Source organism: Spirosoma endbachense, from assembly GCF_010233585.1.
GTDB classification, from domain to species: domain Bacteria; phylum Bacteroidota; class Bacteroidia; order Cytophagales; family Spirosomataceae; genus Spirosoma; species Spirosoma endbachense.
In genome coordinates, this window is the sequence record NZ_CP045997.1 from 6,959,407 (window position 1) to 6,980,711 (window position 21,305).

A 21,305-nucleotide genomic window follows, 5' to 3' on the forward strand; every position below is an offset into this window, starting at 1 on the left:
CTGCCTATAAATAAGGCTCTTTATAGCGTATCAGGTAGCACAAAGCTTGTGCTGTGTCTTGTTTTGTGCTTATCAGGAAAAGTAACCTGTTCAGCCCAAATCAAAACAGAAAGTACCCAAAACTGGCAGATTGATTTAAGCCAGCAGTACGACAGACAACGCCGACAAACGCTTCGACTGGTACAGAAAAATAAATGGCCCGTCCGCAAAAACTATTCCAGAAGTAAACAGCTTGTGCTTCAGGAAACTGATCCGTTGGGATCGCCAATTTATTATACCCTTCATAATACAGAAGCGGCTCGCGGAACCCGGACACAAGCCCTCTACAAAGGAGGTAGTCTGAAGCTGGAATTGTCGGGTAGTAGTACTGCGCTTTCTGGTAAAATAGGTCTATGGGATGGCGGACGGGCTCTGGCAACACACCAGGAATTAACTGGCTCGACGGCTGGCGTACCGGTCGTTCAGCAAATGGACAGAGCCGATAATCTGAGCGATCATACGACCCACCTTGCCGGAACACTAGTCGCACGCGGCATCAATCCGCTGGCACGAGGAATGGCTTATGGAGCGCGTTTGTCCATCTGGGATTATACCGACGACTTGAGCGAGATAACCGCAGCAGCCCCTGATTTATTACTGTCTAATCATGCCTACGGTCCAGTGGTCGGCTGGGTTTACAATCCGTCCCGACCCGGTGCTGACCCGAATCTAAAATGGGAATGGTGGGGCAATTCCACAATGAGCAATACAGAAGATTATCTGTTTGGTTTTTATACGACCAAAGCCCGCGACCTCGACCGAATTGCCTACAACAGTCCATTTTACCTGATGGTCCGATCGGCGGATAACAAACGGGCCGAAACCGGGCCACCATCAGGAACGGCCTATTTCCTGAAAAATACCAACGACAAGAGCACCCTGCCCCGAAGCCGAAACGACTCCTACGACGTAATTCCAGCCGAAGCAACGGCCAAAAACGTACTGACGGTTGGTGCGGCCGATGTTACCTTCAATAACCAAAATCTACCGATTACGGTCGGTTCTACAGCCTTCAGCGGCTGGGGCCCAACTGACGACGGGCGTATAAAACCGGATCTTCTGGGAATAGGAACAGACGTCTTCTCAACGTTGTCTTCTAATCCGTCAGCCTATGGAATATACACCGGAACGTCAATGGCGTCGGCCAATGTGACTGGTTCACTGGCTTTATTACAGGAACTCTATGCCCAGCAGAAGGCCCGCGCGGCCGGAGGAGCATCAAATGGCCAGGTAGCGCAGGGTACAGGCCAGTTTATGCGATCGGCAACCGTACGGGGTCTCGTTCTCCATACAGCGAACCGCAACACACCAGCTGCCGGGCCCGATTATCGTCAGGGATGGGGTTTGCTCGATACCGAAGCCGCTGCCCGTGTCATCCTGAATGCCGACCAGGCGCATTATATGCTGGAGAAAACGCTGGAATCAGGAGGTACATTTACGCAACGAATCGTTGCTGAGGGCGATGAGCCTCTGATTGTAACCTTGTGCTGGACAGACCCGGAGGGAGCAGCAACTACGTTTGCACCTGCTTCCGTGAATAGTCTGACGCCTAAACTTGTCAATGACCTTGACGTACGACTAAACGACGGTCGTACGACCACGTTACCATTTGTTCTGGACCCCGGCAATCCATCCCGTCCAGCTACTTCCGGCGATAATTTCCGTGATAATATCGAACAGATCTATATTCCAAACCCTTCACCGGGGCAGGCTTACTCACTATCGATTTCACACAAAGGCGATATGACCTATGCCGGGCAACCGTTTTCGATCATTATCAGCGGGTTACGCCGGTCTCCATGCTCATTCGCTGTAACGATTTCGCCCAGGGTCGATACCACGCTTTGTACCGGTGAAAGTCTACTGCTCAGTTCAGAGGCCCGGTCAGGTTTCACTTATCAATGGCTGCTTAACAATACAGCCATCGACAATGCGGTAAGTACGACCTATCGGGCTGCACAGGCAGGCTCCTACGCGTTACGTGTAACCGACGCGAATGGGTGTTCGGCAACATCTCCTTCGGTAAACATTCAGATGAAGTCGCCCAAAGCTATACTCAACCCGGCTACTGATCAATGGCTTTGCTCAAATGGGCAACCGCTCCAGCTTACAGCAATGGATATAGCAGACTCACAGATTGAGTGGCTTCGCAATGGAACAGTACTGCCCAATGCCCAATCTGCCACGCTGACCATAACTGAACCGGGCCGCTATCAGGTCTGGATCAGTCAACAGGGATGCAAAGCGCTTTCCGATACGGTAGTCGTACGCCAGAGCACTGTCAATGCCATCGCCTTGAAACCCGACGAATCAGACCTAATTCTACTTAAAGGGGCTATGGTAACCTTATACGCTCCTACCGAAACGGATTATCGCTACCAATGGTACCGCGATAACACGCTACTTACCAACGCCAATGATGATCGCCTGTCGGTTAGCGAACAGGGCGTTTACAAAGTGCGTATTACCCAGCAAACCTGTGTAGGCTGGTCCGCAGAACGTACTGTACACCTTCCGGTTTTAACAAGTGTTTCCCCCCGGTCAGATTCTTCCTTTATGGCTTACCCAAACCCGGTTGAGCAAACCCTCGATGTTCAGTATGCGTATCCCAACGCCAGTGATGTACAGGTAAGCGTGGTCGACATGCAGGGACGAATTCGACAATCACCGACTAAGCTGAAAGCAATAAATCAACTATTTCAGGGCACGTTGAACCTGAGCAATTTATCGGCAGGAGTCTATTACCTGCAACTCAGCGATGGCGACCGAACACGAATATGGCGGTTTCTGAAAAAATAAATGGATAACTGTTTTATGACTTTCGCTCAGAGCCGTGCCACCGTACGACGGACCGTAGCATGGCTCTGAGCGAAAGTCCTATGTTTGTTGAAGAGAATCAAGGTATTGCGCCCCTGGCCTCTACTTTTTCAGGCTTTTTACCAGCGTCGTGAACGTATCTGGTGTAGAGCCTTCTGCTGCATAGATTTCTGCACGACGGCGAATAAACTCCTGAAAAATAAGGTGTTGTGGACCTTCTACGGCAGGATCAGCTCCATTCTCCAGCAAGAGTTTACAGGAATCCCACAAATCCATTCGGGCAGCAGCCAGTAGAGCCGAATGCCCGGCCAGCCAGTTGGATGCCTTGGCCGGATAGATTACATTCGGATCAGCGCCGTGCTTCAGCAGTGCTTTTAACTTCTCCAACCGGTCGATCGGGCAATCCATAACGGCGAATAAAATTGCCGCATTTTCTCGTTTTGGATGTTTTGCATCGGGGTTAGCCCCTTTTTGCAGAAACCATTCAAGAAAACCTATTGAGCATTCGCGAATGACCAGGGCATGCGTGGGTACGTGGAGCGTATCGGCCGTTTCAATGGTGGCGCCTTTGCTCATCAGGCGTTCTAAATAAGGCAATAGTTCTTCTGGATTCCCAGCCAGAACACCCTGAATCGTTGCAAAATCAAGCAGCGTGACATGGTCTTCACCGCTCTCATTGAGTTTAGGCACAGGCTGCTGCAACAAAGCCTGTAACTTGCTTTTATCCCGTTCATAAATAGCCAGTGCTATCTGCTGCCGTTTGGTATCGTGAAAATAAAAAGATCCGTCGATACGGCCCATCCCGTCTTTATGGCTTTTCTGGCTGGTTATCAGTTGACTGATTAACATGCCAACACCACCAAACACAGGCAGGACCAGAAGAATCAGAACAGCTATTCGGCTAAAGTAGAAGGGCAGAAAATTAATCAGTAAAACCACTCCAAGCAGAATAAATCCAAAGAAAAGGTAGGCCGTTGCTAAACCTCGTCCGGCCGCATCGGTCCCGGATTGTTTGAGAGTTAGTACGGAAATGGTAAGCACCAATCCGTAAATGACCAATAACGACCAGTTGATGAGGGTAATCGTTTTTAGTGACATTGGCTTATGATAGTATACGCACGAAAAGCTTCGTCGACGTAGCGAAACAAAGGTGCGATAGACACAGCCAGCAACCGACTATCAATTAGCAACAGGAGGATTCGGGTAAATAAGTCGCGTCATAGAGTCATAACCCGTTAGTGCCATTTTTATAAATTTCTGGCTACCAACAGACTAGCTTAGTAGCATTGCCAGGAGAAAGACCATTTATCCTGCCCATCGTCGGCAACAGATCGACCAAAATAACCAACTCCGTTATCACCCCATTGCCAGCGTGCTTTTTCGACACTATCTATTTGAAAGGCAAATGTTGGATCACTGGCATAGTCAGGCCAGCTTACTTCGCCCTGAATGAGCGTTGGCCATCCGCCAAATTTTACGCCTTCAGCGTTCAGAAAACGCTCTTCGTAGTCGTCGTCGAACTTAGCCGGGATATCAACAGGGCAATCGTCCCGGTGCGGAAAATCCTGTTCGATGATCCGGGGAATCATCTGCATTGGCTTAATTGACGATCCTGTTCTGACCTGTGGCAGTAGTTCCAGTTCATCCATTGTTTTATACGCACGCAGGCACCAACCCGTGCCATTTTCATCGTCTTCGCCGGGTATTTCATCGGCGTCAATAAAAATACTGATCAAGGCAAGGTCGCTCAACAGGTCGGGTTTGAACGGAAATTCATTCAGATTAATCTGACACAGCGGCACCATTGGTTTGCCATTGACCTGAGGCCAGTCTTCATCCTTTTGCGCCAACAGGACTTTCCCGATCCAGGATGCTTTCGGATCATCGGTCGGCCGAAATCCGCCAACCTGCATACCGATAGCCTTTCGGGCTACCGTTTCGACAAACTGCTTTTTAGTCATTGAGAAAGGAGCATATCAGGGCATAAGCGCCCGAATCTGAGCATCAATTTCGGCCGCTTTGGCTTTTGCTTCGGCAAGTGGCAGACCTGTTTTCATGCCGGGTCGTTGGTGGCCCGATGCCGTTAGCCAGGCGTCTTTCATCACGTTCTGGCGCTCCGCAATGAGTTTCAGTAATTGAGTCGAATTTGGAATTTGAGCCATCGCCGATTTCATGTCGGGTGCATTGGCAACGGCTTTTTCGCCCAGCCCCAACAGTACGCTTTTCGCCATAATCCAATGTCCGACTTCGCCCGGATGAACGCCATCTTCGGCTAAAGCAAAACCAGCAATAGAAAAAGCAGAATCAACCTTGCGATGAGCCTCCAGAAATTGTTTCATGGGGTAATGAATATCGATCACATCCCATTTTTGGGCCGTTTTTTGGTCCATCAGCCAGTCTGAGTAGCGATCAAGCACGGCAGCGTAACCGGTTTGGCCTCCTTTCAGATCATCGTAAATGGGTGGTGTGAGGTAAATAATTCTGGCTCCGGTTTTAATTACTTCGTTATGAAGCCAATTGATCCCCTCCTTGAATTTCTGGAACCGACTTTGGTCAAAAGGCAGATAGATTCCATCATTCATACCATAACAGGCGAATACCAAATCTGGCTTTGTTAACGCCAGCACTCGTGCCAATCGTTCGTGCAAATCGGGGCGGGGAAACTTCCCATCCGCATGGCCATCTTCCGAGAGTCCGGAAACGGTTTCACTGGGGAGTCCAACATTGATGAACTCCAGGCCTTGCTTTGGGTAATGCGTGCTGATATAAGCATCTATGTCTGTGACATAAGCTCCGGCATACGTAATGCTATTTCCCAAAAAGACAACCCGGTGTACATTGGCTGGAAAAGGCGATTGTGCGTAACACAAGCTACCGGACTGGCTTGTCAGAAAAATAAGTGATACCGCAACGATCAATCGCCGTATAGTCGCCATTATATACCATGATTTATCCTATAAGCCGTTTGGGTGTCGCTTATACCATTGTCACCATCGCTTTAATGACTCCATTAGCCGGATTCAGCCAGTGTTCAAACTCGGCTTGTACCTGCTCAAATCCGACCCGGTGCGTGATATAAGTTGTTGGATCGACCAGCCCTTTTTTCATATTGGAAATAACGTGCTCAAAATCGGCCCGAGTGGCATTGCGGCTACTCATCACTGTAGCTTCCCGCTTATGGAATTCGGGGTGCGAAAAGCTGACATCGCCCTTTTGTAAACCAACTAATATATACCGCCCGCTGTGAGCCAGATAGGAAAATGCCGTGTTTATGGCCCGCAGACTTCCCGTTGCATCGATCACAACGGTTGGCATGTCGCCGTTGGTCAGGTCTGCCAACTGCCCGGCTACGTCTGGCGATTGGGCATTTACAGTATGAGCAACCCCTAGTCGGGTACGGCAAAAGCTCAATCGTGACTCGTTGATGTCCAGCGCAATAACCGTAGCACCCGCAATCCGGGCAAACTCCATCGTTCCCAGGCCAATAGGTCCTGCGCCAACAACCAGCACCACCTCGCCCGGCTGCACCTCGGCCCGACGGACGCCATGAGCGCCAATGGCCAGCGGCTCAACCAAAGCCAGTTCGTCATGAGTCAGTCCCCCACCGTGCACCAGCGAATAGGCCGGTACTGAGAGGTATTCGACCATGCCCCCATCAATGTGAACGCCAGAGACCTGAAGGCGGGCACAACAATTGGGTTTACCCGACCGACAGGCAATGCAATACCCACAATTGAAATAAGGAATAAACGTAACCGCTTCGCCAGCCGCGAACTCAGGGGCGCTGTCGGCTTCGACAAGGTCACCCGCTAATTCATGCCCCAGAATTCGGGGGTAATTGAAAAAGGGCTGTGTTCCTTCAAAAGCATGCAGATCTGTACCACAGATACCGATTCGACGGATCTTGACAATGGCGTTCCCAGGCGTCAGAACGGGCTTTGTCGCTTGTTGATAGGCAAATTGCCGGGGGGAAGTACATACGAGAGACTCCATAAACGAATTAATTTTCTGCGTCAATTTTAAGTGCCATACGGGCGAGCCTGGGCAAAAGTCCAGACTCGCCCGTATGGTCAGGTGTTGGCCAGCGCCCGATCCAGGTGGACATAGCCACCATCAACATAAATGAGTTGCCCGGTCGTATGGCTCGACCGGTTCGACAGCAGGAATGCGGTCGTATTGGCTATTTCTTCCGCCGTTGTCATCCGGTTTTCCAGAGGGATATGAGCCACAATAGACGCCAGCTTTTCAGCTGGGTTAGGCAAGGTCTGAATCCACCGCTCATATAAGGGAGTCCAGCATTCAGCGACAACTAGGGCATTCACCCGAATACCGTATTTTAGCAATTCCACAGCCCATTCGCGAGTGAGTGCATTTCGACCGCCATTAGAAGCCGCGTAGGCTGACGTATTTCCCTGTCCTGTATCAGCCGTCTTCGAGGTGATGTTAACAATCGAACCTTTACTCGCTTTCAGGGCGGGTAATGCATAGTGGGCCATCAGGTAATAATGCACCAGATTTTTATGCAGCGATGCCATAAACCGATCATAATCACCGCTTTCCAGGCCGACTCCGTCATTAACTCCTGCATTATTAACCAATCCGTCGATACGACCGAATCGGTTCAGCACCTCTTTAATGGCTTTTTCTGAATCTTCGGGTTGCGTTAGTTCGGCAACAACCTGAAACGCCTGCTGTCCTGCGGCTTCGATCGCGGCCACAACCCGCTGGTTATCATCTTCATTACGGCCCACCACTACAGGTATCGCTCCTTCCTGGGCCAATACGTTCACAATACCTTCGCCAATGCCCTTAGCACCACCTGTCACAATAATTACTTTGTCCTGCAATTGTAAATCCATACGTTGTCAAGCATTAGCAGTTAATGAGAAGCCGCCAGTGTTACGTTTCTGACAGCACTATTTTTGATTGCAAAATAAACGACGACTAAAAAGCACAACGCCGGAACGATGTAAGCCGTCTGTATCGTCGTCATATCCGAAACTCGCCCCATAATGACAGGAAACACCGCTCCGCCCACAATGGCCATAATGACGAGCGATGAACCAATTTTTGTTTTGGCACCTAGCCCCCGGATGCTCAGGGCGAAAATAGTGGGGAACATAATCGACATAAAAAACTCGACGCCGATCAGGGCATAGACCGGAACCATTCCGTTTGTAAGAACAGCAACCAGCAGCAAATTGACATTGATGACACCATAGATTGCCAAAAGCCGTGGGGGCGATACGTAACGCATGAGATACGTACCGAAAAAGCGGCCCACCATGAAAGCCAGGAGCGAAACAGACAGATAAAGCGCAGCATCTTTTTCGTCAATGCCAGCTACGCGATCAGAGAAACGAATGAAAAAACTACTGATACACACCTGAGCGCCAACGTAGAAAAATTGAGCAATAACGCCAAGTACCAGATTTTTCTCGCCCAAAATTGACCCCTCGACCTGTTCAGCTGGCCCTTCATCATCTGCGATATCAGGAAGTGGCGTTCGCCATAGCACGATGGCAACAAGCAACACCACAATCCCAATCACCAGAAACGGCACTTCGACCGAAGCCGCTTCTTTAGCGAGATAGGCGTTCAGTGCCTCCGACGACATGGCCTGTTGTTGCTGCTCCGATAAGTTTATCCCCGACAAAATAAACGTTCCTCCCATGAGAGGGGCCAGAAAAGCGGCCAGACCATTAAATGACTGGGCAAAATTCAGCCGCTGGGTTGCCGTTTCCGGATCGCCCAAAACCGTAATGTATGGATTGGCGGCCGTTTCCAGCAGCGTTAAGCCACTGGCAATGATAAACAGCGCTACCAGAAAGAAACTGAACATGCGCAGTTCAGCCGCCGGATAAAACAGAAACGTACCGAATGCGAAGAGAATAAGCCCCAGCGTAATACCAGCTTTATAGCCAAAACGCTTCATGAGCAGGCCCGCAGGCAGAGCGATCAGAAAGTAAGCGATGTAAGACGCGGAGTCAATCAGGGCTGATTGTAAATCACTTAACTGGCAGGCTTTTTTGAGGTGTGGAATCAGAATGGGATTCAGATTAAGGGCAAACCCCCAGAGAAAAAACAGCGTGGTGATCAGAATGACAGCCAGCCGGGTTTTACGATCAGACATACAGGTTAGGATTTACGGTTAGGTAATTTACTGGCAACCAATCGGGCCAATTGAATAATACAAAGGAAAAGTATTTATGAATTGAGTCAGAGCGGCAGATTATCCAATGAGTAAGAGATATTAACGTTTGTAGATAAAAACTGGCTATCTTGAGGTATATTTTTGACGATGAAGCCGCACTTACTTAAAGTCCCTACCGAGCCTTCTCACTCGTTTAGCATCCGCCTGGACAAGATTCCCAACATTAATAACCGCTGGCATCACCATGCTGAAGTCGAACTAATCCACTTCCATCGGGGTGCTGGCACTCAGTTTGTGGGCGATCATGTCAAGCGATTTGGACCGGGAGACATCGTGCTGGTCGGTGCGAATCTACCTCATTACTGGCGCTATGACGATACTTATTTTACTACTCAATCCGAAGAGGGCCCTTTCGCAACGGTTATCCATTTCACCGAAGATTTCTGGGGCGATCGATTTCTGAACCTGCCCGAAAACAAACCACTTAGAACTATTCTGGAAAAAGCACGTCGCGGCTTACTTCTAACGGACGAATCAGGTAAATCGGTAGGGGCATTGATGGAGGGTTTACGGCAAACGGAAGGACCTTACCGCATCATGGGCCTCATGAACTGCCTGCTTGCCATTGCCCGCTCAGAAGACGTCCAGTTGCTATCTTCGCTTGGCTTTCAGTACGACCGTTCTGACTCAGAAAACGAGCGGATCAATGCTATTTATGAGTATACGCTGAACCACTTCAGAGAAAAAATTTCGCTGGATGCCATTGCTGGTGTGGCTCGCCTTGTTCCGAACTCATTTTGCCGGTATTTCAAATCAAGAGCGGGTAAGACATACTCCCAGTTTCTGACGGAAATCAGAATAGGGCACGCCTGTAAACTCCTCATTGATAAGCAGGTAGACGTAAAGCAGATCTGCTATGAAAGCGGCTTTAATAATTCAAGCTGTTTTCATCAGCGATTTAAAGCCGTAACGGGTAAAAGTCCGCAAAGCTACCGGCTGGCGTATTCCGACAAACTGAATTGATCATGGCTTGCAGGTTCTACAGATAACTCAGGAAGGCGATTTATTTTGTCGAAATCACTTTGTAAACTTCACTGGCAATCAGACTTGCCCCTTCGGCAGTTGGGTGAATCCCGTCAATGAACAGCGAGCTTTTACCAAGCATGAGCGTATATAAATCGATTGTTTCCAGATTATTTTCTTTGGCAATCGTGCGTATCAACGGCACAATCTCATTTTTTACGACTGCCGAATCAACATCGAAGTTTTTGCTAAAAGCAGGGGGGGGTATACAGAGGTATATTTTAGGAGCGCTCGATAGTTTTTGAAATGACTTAATAAGGTCTAGGTAGTCGTTTTTAAACTCACTCTTATATTGCCAGTTCTGCTTTTTTGAATCATTCGTGCCAAATTCAACGATGACAATCGATGGTCTCCAATTCAGGGCATATTGATATTTCTGGGCACTCCAGTAAGGGATATCGCTCTTTTTCAGTACGGCGCATCCGCCGACTCCATAATTTAATACCTTATTGGGCGTCGAGCTTTCCAGATTCTGGAGCTGGGTTGGGTACGTTTTATCAATGGGTAGCACATAGCCGTCGGTAATGCTGGTGCCAATACAGGCAATTTTTTCAGCTGGTGTCGTCGTTTCGCTGGTACATCCCGACAAAAACAGGCCTACTGACCCTGCTAGAATAACTAAAAATTTTTCCTTCATAGCTGTCGGCTCCAGATTCGATCATGAAGCCGTCGTTTAAATGGCTCTTCCCAAGAGCAAATTCAGTAGCAAAGATAAACCTGTAAATCAGGGATTAGAAAGTTAAATCTGTTGAGGACTTCTGCCCAATCTATTTTTCACCTGGCAAGCCGGGAAATGAACTAGCTTAGAAATCTTTAACGTCTTTAAGGGGTTTAAATTCCTCTTTAGCAGATGTGCCGGCTTTTGACGGATCGGCTATGCAAACCCGGCATAGGTACTGTATCTCTACAGACCATCCCTTGTCGACGTTGCCGACAGAAAGAGTGATCTGCGTTCGTGGAGTTAGCCAGATAACGTTTCTGATATCACCCAGAAAAGATGCCTTACCTTGTCCGTATTTTTCTGTCAAAAACGTTTCAAAATCAACTGATGCCGCAATAACATCATCTTTGGTAATGGAGGCCGTCATGTAGTAGTAATAGGAGGCCGATAACAGCGAATCGCCATTGAATTCGTATTCAAGCCCTACCGTCCGATCAGCCAGTGGTATGCGGGTATAAAGTATCTTTTCCCGTTTAATCGAAGGTTTTGCGGTCTCTGTTTCCCGAACCTGCTTTGGTGTAAAACCCCAGCGGATCTTACGAAAATCAGCGTTTTGTTGCCCATAACTAACAGTTGCTGAGCAACTAAGAACAATATAAACCAGGAAGACTCTCCAATATAATTTCATACGTATTTGATTCATTTTGATGCTTTTTACGGGATTACTACCACTATTATCTATTTATCTTAAAGACTACTAACGGATATTGGCCAAGGTTTGCAAGATACGCTGATAGCGATAAAGAAAGGAGTTATTTTAATCGGGCAAGCAGCAAAATGGGGTCGTTTTTATCCAGTTGATGGTTTGCTGACAGGCTTATTCTATACTGGTAGATACACACTAAATATAGATCCCTCCCCTGGCCGACTACGGGCCGTGATAGCTCCACCATGATTCGCAACGACCTTTTCGCAGATGGCCAGGCCAATACCTGTGCCCGAAAACTGGCTTTTACCGTGCAATCGCTGGAAGATCTGAAAGATGCGATCAAGGTACTTCTCATCAAAGCCAATCCCATTGTCGGATACGCTGATACAATGATACGCATTAGCCACACGGGTAGGCTTCACTGAAGACGGTAAGTCTCTGGCGGTCACCTGTCTGTTTCTTATATGAATCAGCGGAGAAACGCCCGGTCGGTGAAACTTGAGTGCGTTACTAATCAGATTCTGAAACAGTTGGCCCAGTTGTGATTTATCACCTTTAACCACTGGTAGCGTATCGATCTCAACAACCCCATTCGTTTCCTCAATTATCAGTTCTAAATCCGTTAAGACAACATTGACTATGTCCGTTAGCGAAACCAATTCTGTTCTGTCCCGGTAGGTGGAGATACGGGAGAAAGCCAATAAGTCTTTAATAAACAAAGACATTCGATGAGCCGACGCCTGCATCCGCTCCAGGTATTCAACACCATCACCCAATTGTTCTCCGTAGTTATTTTTGAGTAGGTCGCCAAAGGACTGAACCTTACGCAAGGGCTCCTGCAAGTCATGGGAGGCAATGTAGGCGAATTGCTGGAGGTTCTCATTAGAGCGGGTAAAGAGCCGATTCGATTCAGCCAGCTCTTCATTGGCGATCATAAGCTCTTCATTCATATTCGCCAGTTCTTCGTTGCTGGTAGCCAGTTCTCGAGTGCGCTGCTTTACCTGTTGCTCTAACTCCGCCGATAAAGTCCGGTAACGGGTTTCGCTTTCTTCCACTTTTTGCCGGGCCTGTACCTGTCCGGTAACATCGGTAGCCACGACCAGTATACCCGTAACCCGGTCAGGGTCGTCCTGGGCAATATCACGCTGAGGCTGATAGATCAGATCAACATAAATAGTTTCGAGCTGATTATGTCGCACGACATCAACAGCCACTTCTTTAGCTGTATACGGTTTTTCCGTTGCAATAACCTGCTTGAGCAGTTGATCGAATCCCTGTCCCGCCAGTTCCGGAAGCGCTACCAGTAACGGTTTTCCTACGATTTGATCTGGTCGACGCCCAACCAGTTCCCCATAGAAAGGATTCGCCATCTGAAACATCAAATCATTTTCACTGATGATAGCGATGGCAACCGGCGATTGTTCAAAGGAAGTAAGTACTTGCCTCTGAAGGGATTCTATTCGTTTTTGAGCGAGGACCCGCTCAGTCACTTCAAGTGCCATTTCTAAAATAGCGTACACCTCGCCCTGCTCATTACGCAGCGGTTTATAGGTGAAGTCAAAGTAATAAATGCCCGAAATACCATTAACGGGTAGTTCCGCAGGCGTGTTCTGAGCCTCGTAGGTCTGGCCCGATGTGTAGACTTCATCCAGAATTTGCAGGAAAGGCTGCCCAGCCAGTTCAGGTACAGCTTCTCTCAACGATTTGCCTATCACGGTTTGGTCTTTCCCCCAGAAGTTGATCATTAAGTCATTGGCAACCTCAACGATTAACTCACGCCCAACAAACAAACAGGTAGCTACGGGCGCTTCTTCAATTAGTGTACGGAAACGTTCCTGATTAGCTTTAAGCTGCTGGCGGGCATCAACGCTAGACGTAACATCCTGAGCAATTCCCGAAAAACGAACAATCCTGCCCTCGTTATTCAAAAAGGTTTTTCCCTTGGCATGTACCCATCGCTGCCGCCCGCCATCGGCCAGCGTTCGGAACGTAATATTATGCTGCCCATCGCCGTCGGGACTGAGCGACTTTTTATTAGCCAAAGCAACCCATTCCCGATCATCTGGATGCACCTGGGCCAATAAGGTGGCTGCTGACGCAGAAGCGTCGGGAGCCAATCCGAATAATTGCTTACAGATTGGCGACCATTCGGCATAGCCAGTCTCCAGATTATAATCCCAGGTGCCCACTTCAGCAGCCTGCAAGGCAAAGGTCAATCGCTCGACCAAGGCCGCATTCTCTTCGTTCAAAGGCGTGTCAGAAGGTTGCATTGTCCACTGTTATCACATGCAAAATAACCACAAAATAGACAGCATGTTTGCTTATTCATCTGTTATAGATTGACTGGCCTACTTATAAGTATAATACATATAGTATTCCTTGTCGGGCTATAAACCTACTGCTACAGGCACTGTTAACCTGCTAAGCAGAAACGAATTACAGCCAATAGTCAAAACGATAGTGATTAAAAAGGATTGGGACTGATGAAGTTAAGTTATCACCAGTTAATCAATGCCTCTGTTGACATTCCTCCCCTAACCAATCATCGTCCAATCAGCCAAAGCGTTATATTTGTAAGAAAATAACGCTTTGGCAAACCAATCCTGACTGGATGAAAAACTTTACTTACTCCGCGTTAATCGGGTTTTTTCCCTTTATCTCCATCGTTTCCCAACCAGCATTTTCTCAACAGACAAATACACCTGACTCCGGCCGGGTGTTTAGCCTGGGCGAAGTGACCGTACTGGGTAGGCGTAGTGTTGACTCAGCCAATACAGCCTTAAGCCGGCGAATTGAAGCTTTTAACCGACTGGATGTGGGCCGAGCACTCAGTCTGCTTCCGGGAGTGACACTCTCCAGCGTAGGGGCGCGGAACGAAACAATGGTGTATGTGCGCGGGTTTGATTTGCGACAGGTTCCCGTATTCATTGATGGCATTCCGGTCTACGTTCCCTATGACGGCTATGTAGATCTGGGTCGGTTTACAACCTTCGATCTGGCGGAAGTTAATGTAGCCAAGGGCTTTTCCTCTGTGACCTATGGCCCCAACACACTGGGAGGGGCAATTAATCTGGTATCTCGCCGGCCACAGCAGCGGCTGGAGTTCGACGGTCGGGCGGGCTTGCTCAGTGGCCAGGGACATCGACTGAATCTTAATCTGGGTAGTAAGTTGGGTAAATTCTATGTACAGGCTTCGGCCTCGCAACTCAAACAGGAAACGTATCCACTTGCCAGCGATTTCACACCCCAACCTCAGGAAAATGGCGGAGATCGGGAAAATGCTTACCGCAATGATCGAAAATACAGCCTGAAAGTAGGGTTTACCCCGAATGCTACCGACGAGTATACCATGAGCTATGTCAATCAGCACGGCACTAAGGGTACGCCCCCCTACGCAGGAAGTGATCCCAGACAGACGGCCCGATTCTGGCAATGGCCGTATTGGGATAAACAGAGCTGGTATTTTATTTCCCGCACGGCTCTAACGAGCAGGAGTTATCTAAAAGCGCGGCTTTTTTATGATCGCTTCAAAAACCTGCTGAGTGCTTTCGATGATAATACGTATTCAACCCAGAAAAAAGGATCTTCCTTTAATAGCTATTACAATGATGATACGAAAGGAGGATCACTTGAATACGGAAACCAACTAGCAGAACGTCATACCTTAAAAGCATCGGTTCACTATAAGCAGGACCGGCACCGGGAAAATAATGCAGGTGAACCCGTGCGTACATTTGAGGATCAGACCTTATCGATTGGTATTGAAGATGTGTATCGACTCACGAGTCGGTTATCGCTGGTGCCGGGTCTGAGCTACAATGCCAGGAAGAGTTTACGGGCGGAAAATTACGAAAGCACAACCAAACTCATTACGCCTTTCGCAGGCAATAACAGTAGGGCCTTCAATGCGCAGGCCGGGTTATTTTTTAGTCCGACCACCCAACGGCAAGTGAGCCTCACGGTAGCCCGTAAAACTCGCTTTGCCACCATCAAAGATCGGTATTCCTATCGTATGGGAGCCGCTATTCCGAACCCGGATTTAAAAGCGGAGTCAGCGCTCCATCTGGAAGCCGCCTATTCGGATCAAATAAACCTGGCGCGCCCTGGCCGATCCCTGGCTCTTCAGACCAGCCTGTTTTACAGTCGCCTGACCGACGCCATTCAGCAGGTTAACAACGTACAACCGGGAGTCTATCAGTTTCAGAATACAGGACAAGCCGAATTCTATGGTGGTGACGTGTCGGTGAAGGTTCCAATTAGTGCCGCTGTTCAGGCAGGTGCGCAATATTCCTACATTCACCGGCAGAATTTAAGCAATCCCGACCTGAAATTTGTGGATGTGCCCGATCATAAAATTTTTGTGTATGCTCAGGCTCAATTCCTCCGCCGTGCGGCTCTAATCGGTAGCATTGATTATAATTCGGCCCGTTATAGCACCAGTTATGGGATACAGGCGGGTAGCTTTCTGGTGGCCAATGTAAAAGGATCGGTACGATTGCAACGCTATGTGAGCCTGGAAGGCGGCATCAACAACCTGTTTGATCGAAATTATGCACTGGCCGAAGGGTTTCCTGAACCAGGTCGAAATTTCTTTGTGAATGTAGTCATTACTAATTTGTAATTAAGATTTAGGGCTTTCGCTCAGCATAGACGCGTGCCACCGCAACGGCGGACCGTGGTTTGTTTGAGCATCAGTGGTAACCGTGGCACGCGTCTATGCTGAGCGAAAGCCCTAAGATTATCAACAAGTTCAACGCTTCACCTTGTAGCCCAAACAAAGCTAGTCCGCTCCACTTGCGAAGCGAGATCCTTGTGCATGGTTTGGGATATCAGCTTCCTGAACGACCAACAAACCAGCGGGCAGCAGCTTTTTGGAGTTCGCTGGTTTGTTGGTCGTTATCAGAAGCCCAGGCTACAACCCCATCAGGGCGGATCAGCACGGCGCTTAAAGCTAATCGGTCTTTTGCACTACCTGAACTATATTTGATTCGGCCTTCATATTCACTCGCCAACGTTTTAAGTGAAGCATTCCGATCAAAATCAAGCAGTATTCCCTGGCCATCGTGCATTAACTCGCCCATTGTTGCACCGTCTTCGAACTCAAAATTGGGAACACTGTAGCCTACCAGCGGGTGGTCGCCATCGAGATTGTAGTGTGTGTTAACACCCCAGACCCGTCCTGCAAAATAGGTGGCTCCATCGCGTGTATTCATAAGGTCACGGACAATTGCATTCAGCGCGCGGGCGTATGGGTCGGGTTTCATGATTGCCGCCTGGGCGCGAGACCAATCCAGAACCTGTGCCCCAATCGGGTGTCGTTCAATACTATAACTGTCCAATAAACCTTCTGGCGCTTTCTCCTGAAGGCTTGCTGCGAGCTTCCAGCCAAGGTTCATGGCATCACCCAGTCCAAGGTTAAGCCCCTGTCCGCCCAACGGTGCGTGAATATGGGCAGCATCGCCGGCTAAAAGTACCCGTCCGTTGCGGTAGGTTGTGGCCTGCCGTGCTCGGTCCGTCCAGGTAGTTACCGCATGTAAGGCGCTGATCGTAACATCGGTGTTCGAGACCCGGCGTAGCACTTCCTGAACGTGTTCAAGCGTGACTGGTTCCGAATTATGAAAGGCCCCACCATCAAAATCCTGTATCGCCAGGTAACCTGGCTGCGATTGAAGGTACAGGCCCGTTGGTGTCACGTTTCGGCCCGGCTTGAGCTTCTCCGGGTTGGCGATGTCTACTTTAGCCGAGTAGCCGGTAAATTCTGGCTCCGTACCGACGAATTCAAAACCGCCCGCCTTGCGAACCACACTACGACTTCCATCGCAACCCACGAGCCATTTACCGTTAAAAGCCTGGTCGCCTGACAGAACAGTCACCCCGTCTGCGGTTTGATGAAAGTCAGTAACGGCAAGCCCCCGTTTGATTTCAACACCTAAGAATTTTGCTCGTCGGGACAGCACCGTTTCAAGTTCCTCTATTTCAGAAATCAAACTGGTGTCGGTCGAGCCTGGCAGGCGATACTTCCACTGTGAGGTATCAATATCGCCGTCATGAAATGGAATACCGGCGAAGTGCCCTGCCTGGCGACGGGGCCCTTGTACAGCATTTAAGTGGGGGTTTTTAAGGCGTTTATGTATTTCCAGTTCCTGTAGCAACCCACGACGGTAAAGCGCTTCAATAGAGGGCGCTGAGAGTCCTCGTATCCCGAATGGCATTTGCTTTAAGGGCGAATGCGGGTTCTCTGCCTTTTCCAGTATCAGAACTGAACAGTTGGCCAGGCCCAGTTCACAGGCGAGGAATAGACCTACAGGCCCTGCGCCGGAAATGATTACATCGTAGATAGAGTGATTTTGTGTAGCTTTCATAGTCAATGATTGAAACACAAAATTCTGAAATACGCCTGTGTTAGGCTTGTATAAACGCGACAAAATCGTCGCTTACAGCCTGTTTCCCTTTCTTCGCTTTTCGGGCGAAAGCCGCTGGCGAAATGCCGCTGTAACGCTTGAATTCCCTGCTTAAGTGGGATTGATCGGCATAACCCATTTCATGAGCTAAGCCGGCAAGGTTAGCATCTGGATAAAGCCATAACTGATTTCGTACCTGCTCAAAGCGCATCAGACCAGACACATCTTTAACCGTATAGCCCGACGATTGCTTGAAGTTCCTTTCAAGGGTACGAACCGTTGCATGAGCCGCTGCCGCTACCTGGCTTACCGGCATGGTGCCGTTTGCTTCCCTCATAGCAACCCCCGCTTTGAACAGCATAGTGTCAATAGAAATCCGCGACCGTGCATCCAGAAAATACGCTTTTAGCTGAGCCATCGCTTCATCTGTTCTACCGGCATTGATATCCTCTTCCAACGTGTATTGAAGCTGGGCGACAGGATGCTCGACTATGCGTACGCCATCTTTACCGGACGGCAGTCCAAGCAAATCGAACACGGTCCAGGGAAAGCATCGGATGCCAATGATTTCTAACTGGTTTTTCGAGTAAAAAAGAACAGGCCGATTGAGCAGTCCCACCATAAACGGCGATGGCAATAGCTGTAAGTCTCCATTGTAAGAAATGCTGCAGCCGCTTCCGAAGTGAAAAATCAGTTCAGCATAACCATCAGGTACGACCTCAAAACTCGATTGTTGTGCGCCGAAGTCTATACTGTCGTACCAAAAGCACTTTATGGCATCCCGTAGCTCTTCAGGAGGTTCAAATTCTATGTGTGCTTCCATTTTGAAAGAAAGCCTAATTGGAGTGTACTCAATACAAGTATGCAGGAATGTAACGATACAGTAGTTAAGAGCGTATTTCGAATTCATGCAAAGGTAGGATTGACATCATTAATTTTTCGTTCATGAAAGGATTTGTCCTGAACCGTTACCAATGTATCGATAGGATTTACCCATCCCGGCTGGGTAATTTGACCCTTAAAATCGGTCAGTGGTTATTGACGGTAACGTGGTAGCCTCAATGTCAGGAAACCAGCAAGATGGGAGAACCGTATCGCTTCAGTACGTCGCTGGAAATAAGGCAAAAATCTATTGAGCCAAACCAGTAGATTTCTGTCTTATTTTTTTTGTATGTTACAACTGCTCTTGTCCGCAGGTTTTCTAATCCTTGATCCTACCCTGCTTCTATGGCTTTTCCACTGACTATTTCCCGTAGCGAGTTCCTCAAAACAAGCGCTCTTGCTCTTACACTGCCGCTTCTGAGTAAACTGGATGCCACGGCCAAACCCCTGAAAAACATTGGGCTGCAACTCTACACCGTCAGGAATGAGATGGAGAAAGATGTAGAGGGCACCCTGAAAAAAGTAGCCGCCATTGGCTACACCGAGATAGAAACGGGTAATTATTTCGGTAAAACTCCGAAAGAGTTCAAGGCGTTTCTGAGCGGAATGGGCCTGAGCGCGCCAAGTCTGCTGGCCATGACGAGCAGCATGAAGACCGATTGGCAAAAAGCCGTCGACCAGGCTGCCGAAGCCGGGCAATCGTTTATGGGCTGTGCCTATTTAGCGCCTAATGAACGGAAAACCGTCGATGATTATAAGAAGTTGTTCGACTTATTTAATCAGTCGGCAGAAGTTTGCCAGAAAGCCGGGCTTCAATTTATTTACCACAACCACGATTTTGAATTTCAGCCGCTGGAAGGCCAGATTCCTTATGAACTACTTCTGAAAGGAACAGACCCTAAACTGGTAAAACTGGAATTAGATGTATACTGGGCTACGAAAGCCGGGCAAGATCCAGTCGCCCTGTTTAAACAAAACCCTGGCCGTTTCCCCATTGTCCATTTGAAAGACATGGAAAAAACGGCCGAGCGCTCCTTTGCTCCAGTGGGTACCGGATCTATCGATTTTCAACGGATTCTGGATGCCCGAAAGATCGCGGGTATCGAACATTATTACGTCGAACAGGACATTTGCAAAGTACCCCCGCTGGAAGCCATTGCTATTAGCTTTCAGAATGTCAAAAAGCTGAACGTTTAATATATACAGCTTGTATTTTATGTACATAAAAGTAATTTTAATATATTTGTTCTCATTGAACTCAGTAGTCTTATAGTTTAGCTATCTGAGTGGGTTTTATTACCCATAAATGCATTCAGAAAACGTGTCGATTGCGGCTTGTACAAGTTATTTTGTGTCCAACTATGGGATGCACAGGAATAGCCTAAGGCTAAAGTAGATTAAAGTCAGTACTTGTTTTGAAGTCTATAGCTCCTTCGTACGGATTGGCTACTGCCTATTCAGAGCTGACACGACTTAGTAGCGTCAACCCAAATTTTATGAAATACCTATACGCCCTTCTCGTATTATTAGTCATTACCGGCAATACTGTTCAGGCTCAATCTACCAAAAAAGGAAAGCCTAACCTCGTTCGGACGCTGATTGTCGATGGACAGAATAACCATGAACAATGGCCTAAAATCACGTTTATGATGAAACGCTACCTCGAAGAAACGGGTAAGTTTTCGGTCGATGTAAAGCGGTCTTACTATACCTGGAACGGCGATGAACTGATTGAAAAATATAAAATTCCGGGTCTCCAACCCACTAAAGCCTTACCCAAAGCCAGAGCGGACTCCAGCTTCCACCCCGACTTCTCGACGTACGACCTGGTCATCTGCAATTTTGGTTGGAATGCCGCTCCGTGGTCTGACCAAACGCAGGTCGATTTTGAAAACTTCATTAAAAAAGGGGGTGGTCTGGTCGTCATCCATGCGGCTGATAACTCGTTTCCCCTATGGCCCGCCTACAACAAAATGATCGGCCTGGGTGGCTGGGGCGACCGCACCGAAAAAGACGGCCCTTATGTGTATTATGATAACGAAGGGAAGCTAATCAGAGACCCTCAGCCTGGGCGTGCGGGATCGCACGGTGCCCAGAACGAATTCCTGATAACGGTTCGGGAACCCAACCACCCCATTACGAAAGGTATGCCACTCACCTGGATGCACACCAAAGACGAGATGTATGACCGCCTACGCGGACCCGCTGAGAATATAACCGTGCTGGCAACAGCTTTCTCGTCAAAAGAGAACAAAGGCACCGACCGCAACGAACCAATGTTGATGACCATCAACTACGGGAAAGGCCGAATTTTTCACACTCCCCTGGGCCATGTAGATTATTCCGTCGAATGCGTTGGGTTCATCACCTGCCTGCAACGGGGCGCTCAGTGGGCGGCCACCGGCAAAGTTGACATTCCTATCCCCGCCGATTTTCCAACGCCAACTGCCACCAGCAAACGGAGCTTTATTGAGTAAGGGCTAGTGCCAGCTAGTTTATAAAAAACTATATACCAAACGAAAAAGCCGATACAGAATTTAGCTATATCGGCTTTTTTCT

General features: G+C 48.5%; 16 protein-coding genes. 5 read left to right on the forward strand and 11 right to left on the reverse strand.

Features of this window, described 5'->3' with window-relative positions; all coding sequences use genetic code 11:
- Positions 1-48: 48 nt before the first annotated feature.
- Positions 49-2,838 (forward strand): S8 family peptidase, encoded by a 2,790-nt coding sequence (locus GJR95_RS28375; protein ID WP_232540884.1) that lies wholly within the window; start codon positions 49-51, stop codon positions 2,836-2,838.
- A gap of 120 nt (positions 2,839-2,958) precedes the next feature.
- Here GJR95_RS28375 and GJR95_RS28380 read toward each other — a convergent pair whose 3' ends face one another.
- The 6 genes from GJR95_RS28380 to fucP form a co-directional block, all read right to left on the reverse strand.
- Positions 2,959-3,954 carry an ankyrin repeat domain-containing protein gene (locus GJR95_RS28380; RefSeq protein WP_162389072.1) on the reverse strand — a complete coding sequence of 332 codons (996 nt, stop codon included), beginning with the start codon at positions 3,952-3,954 and terminating at the stop codon, positions 2,959-2,961.
- 179 nt (positions 3,955-4,133) lie between these two features.
- Positions 4,134-4,817, reverse strand: a complete 684-nt coding sequence (locus tag GJR95_RS28385; RefSeq protein ID WP_162389073.1) for a DUF1963 domain-containing protein — start codon at positions 4,815-4,817, stop codon at positions 4,134-4,136.
- Positions 4,818-4,832: 15 nt separating this feature from the next.
- Positions 4,833-5,792 carry an SGNH/GDSL hydrolase family protein gene (locus GJR95_RS28390; RefSeq protein WP_162389074.1) on the reverse strand — a complete coding sequence of 320 codons (960 nt, stop codon included), beginning with the start codon at positions 5,790-5,792 and terminating at the stop codon, positions 4,833-4,835.
- A gap of 40 nt (positions 5,793-5,832) precedes the next feature.
- A complete protein-coding gene (locus GJR95_RS28395) occupies positions 5,833-6,849 on the reverse strand; it encodes a zinc-binding alcohol dehydrogenase family protein (protein WP_162389075.1) in 1,017 nt (338 codons plus the stop codon).
- 77 nt (positions 6,850-6,926) lie between these two features.
- A complete protein-coding gene (locus GJR95_RS28400; protein WP_162389076.1) occupies positions 6,927-7,715 on the reverse strand; it encodes an L-fucose dehydrogenase in 789 nt (262 codons plus the stop codon).
- Positions 7,716-7,735: 20 nt separating this feature from the next.
- Positions 7,736-8,989, reverse strand: coding sequence for an L-fucose:H+ symporter permease (fucP, locus tag GJR95_RS28405; RefSeq protein WP_162389077.1), 1,254 nt, complete (start codon positions 8,987-8,989; stop codon positions 7,736-7,738).
- A 168-nt stretch (positions 8,990-9,157) separates the two neighbouring features.
- On the opposite strand from fucP, the gene GJR95_RS28410 reads away from it, so the two are divergent.
- Positions 9,158-10,033 (forward strand): AraC family transcriptional regulator, encoded by an 876-nt coding sequence (locus GJR95_RS28410; protein WP_162389078.1) that lies wholly within the window; start codon positions 9,158-9,160, stop codon positions 10,031-10,033.
- Positions 10,034-10,073: 40 nt separating this feature from the next.
- On the opposite strand, the gene GJR95_RS28415 is transcribed toward GJR95_RS28410, so the two are convergent.
- The 3 genes from GJR95_RS28415 to GJR95_RS28425 all read right to left on the reverse strand — a co-directional run bounded on the left by GJR95_RS28415 (position 10,074) and on the right by GJR95_RS28425 (position 13,733).
- Positions 10,074-10,730: a GDSL-type esterase/lipase family protein gene (locus tag GJR95_RS28415; protein WP_162389079.1), complete on the reverse strand. Its 657-nt coding sequence runs from the start codon at positions 10,728-10,730 to the stop codon at positions 10,074-10,076.
- Positions 10,731-10,896: 166 nt separating this feature from the next.
- Complete coding sequence (locus tag GJR95_RS28420; RefSeq protein ID WP_162389080.1) at positions 10,897-11,442, reverse strand: hypothetical protein; 546 nt, start codon at positions 11,440-11,442, stop codon at positions 10,897-10,899.
- 194 nt (positions 11,443-11,636) lie between these two features.
- Entirely contained in the window at positions 11,637-13,733 is a 2,097-nt protein-coding gene (locus GJR95_RS28425; RefSeq protein WP_162389081.1) for a PAS domain-containing sensor histidine kinase, read from the reverse strand.
- A gap of 341 nt (positions 13,734-14,074) precedes the next feature.
- Here GJR95_RS28425 and GJR95_RS28430 point away from each other — a divergent pair, with 341 nt between their 5' ends.
- The gene (locus GJR95_RS28430; protein ID WP_162389082.1) at positions 14,075-16,084 is read left to right on the forward strand and encodes a TonB-dependent receptor plug domain-containing protein; all 2,010 of its coding nucleotides are present in this window, start codon (positions 14,075-14,077) and stop codon (positions 16,082-16,084) included.
- 208 nt (positions 16,085-16,292) lie between these two features.
- Here GJR95_RS28430 and GJR95_RS28435 read toward each other — a convergent pair whose 3' ends face one another.
- Both GJR95_RS28435 and GJR95_RS28440 read right to left on the reverse strand, forming a co-directional pair.
- Complete coding sequence (locus tag GJR95_RS28435) at positions 16,293-17,825, reverse strand: FAD-dependent monooxygenase (protein ID WP_162389083.1); 1,533 nt, start codon at positions 17,823-17,825, stop codon at positions 16,293-16,295.
- A gap of 40 nt (positions 17,826-17,865) precedes the next feature.
- Positions 17,866-18,687 carry a helix-turn-helix domain-containing protein gene (locus GJR95_RS28440; RefSeq protein ID WP_162389084.1) on the reverse strand — a complete coding sequence of 274 codons (822 nt, stop codon included), beginning with the start codon at positions 18,685-18,687 and terminating at the stop codon, positions 17,866-17,868.
- A gap of 404 nt (positions 18,688-19,091) precedes the next feature.
- Between GJR95_RS28440 and GJR95_RS28445 the strand changes: the two genes are divergently transcribed.
- Complete coding sequence (locus GJR95_RS28445; protein ID WP_162389085.1) at positions 19,092-19,943, forward strand: sugar phosphate isomerase/epimerase family protein; 852 nt, start codon at positions 19,092-19,094, stop codon at positions 19,941-19,943.
- 299 nt (positions 19,944-20,242) lie between these two features.
- Positions 20,243-21,223 (forward strand): ThuA domain-containing protein, encoded by a 981-nt coding sequence (locus GJR95_RS28450; RefSeq protein WP_162389086.1) that lies wholly within the window; start codon positions 20,243-20,245, stop codon positions 21,221-21,223.
- Positions 21,224-21,305: the final 82 nt, after the last annotated feature.